The sequence below is a fragment of the Alcanivorax sp. HI0083 genome, from assembly GCF_001635175.1.
Map to the genome: position 1 here is coordinate 1 of NZ_LWFX01000173.1, position 1,230 is coordinate 1,230.

The window sequence follows — 1,230 nt, forward strand, 5'->3', positions numbered from 1 at the left end:
CGCCCCAGCGCAGGTACATGCGCAGCATCATCTCGCCCCAGTCCTGGGCCTCGGTGCCACCGGAACCGGCCTGGATATCCAGATAGGCGTTACAGGCATCCATCTGCCCGGAGAACATGCGACGAAATTCCAGATCCGCCACCATTTTTTCCAGATCACGCAGGTCGCTTTCCACTTCCGAGAGAGTGTCTTCATCCCCCTCTTCCACCACCAGCTCTAACAGGGCGGAGGTGTCTTCCACTCCCTGGGAGGCATCGTTGATGGTGTTCACAACCATTTCCAGCTGGGCCCGTTCCTTGCCCAGGGCCCGGGCATAGTCCGGATCGCTCCAGACATCCGGGTTTTCAAGCTCGCGCTCGACTTCGGTCAGACGTTCACTCTTCTGATCGTAGTCAAAGATACCCCCTAAGCGCTTCGACACGCTCAGACAGGTTGGAAAGGTGGGTTCGCAGCGGATTGACTTCCATTACGTCTCTCTAGAATAAGTGCTTGGCAAATTGATATGCGGACAACAGCGCAGTCTAACGGTTTGCGGGTTGGCTGACGAGGGTCAGAGCCTCCCCGCTCCGCAGGAACGTCGACCCGCACGTTTATAACGAAGCCGCTGTAGGAGTTCCTCTTGAGGGACGAATACCAGCCCTCGCGAGGAAACAGGCAATGCGGGGGTCACCTGATCATTCTGGAGGCCCCGGTTGCTCTGCTGCTCCGAACCGAATCCGGGGTAGGCTCTGCGGATGATTTTCACGCTGACGCGTGGTTCGTCCCTCAAGAGGGACTATTCGCTTCGCTCACCCTTCGGGCCTCACGGAAATACGTGCGTTACTCCGCTACGCTTCGTTCCTACAGCGGCTTCGTAGATGTAACGGATCGCTTCCTACGTCAGTCTCTCAACTCGTAAACGTGGTGAGCCTCGCCCTTCATGTTATCGATGGTGGTACCGATATAGCGGGCATTGTTGGGAATGCCGGAACCGGTGGTGAACACCTTGAAGGTGCGCACTTCTTTCGGAGTGTCGATCACGGTGTCCGCGTCCACTTCCACCCACATGAAAATCACCGCTTCCTGGGGGATGTAATCCACCCGCAGTACCTTGCCTTCTTCGGGCAGGCGTAACTCCTGCACTTCGTTGACCACCTTCAGGCGGTGCTTGTGTATGGTCTTCATTTGAGTCCCCTCCGTTAAGGACACAACACGGCGGTGGACGATAGCCACCCCGCGCAGTCAATGCCG

The 1,230-nt window shown here is 57.3% G+C and carries 1 protein-coding gene and 1 pseudogene; both read right to left on the bottom strand.

Features of this window, described 5'->3' with window-relative positions; genetic code table 11:
- Positions 1-467, bottom strand: a pseudogene (locus A3754_RS01855) (PCRF domain-containing protein); the annotation flags it as partial.
- Between the two features lie 412 nt (positions 468-879).
- On the bottom strand, positions 880-1,164 hold the full coding sequence (locus A3754_RS01860; protein ID WP_035247581.1) for a hypothetical protein: 285 nt from the start codon (positions 1,162-1,164) through the stop codon (positions 880-882).
- Positions 1,165-1,230 lie beyond the last annotated feature (66 nt).

Bases quoted from the DNA above. Each gene is read 5' to 3' on its own strand.
- A3754_RS01860 (WP_035247581.1), bottom strand. From the start codon at position 1,164: ATGAAGACCATACACAAGCACCGCCTGAAGGTGGTCAACGAAGTGCAG.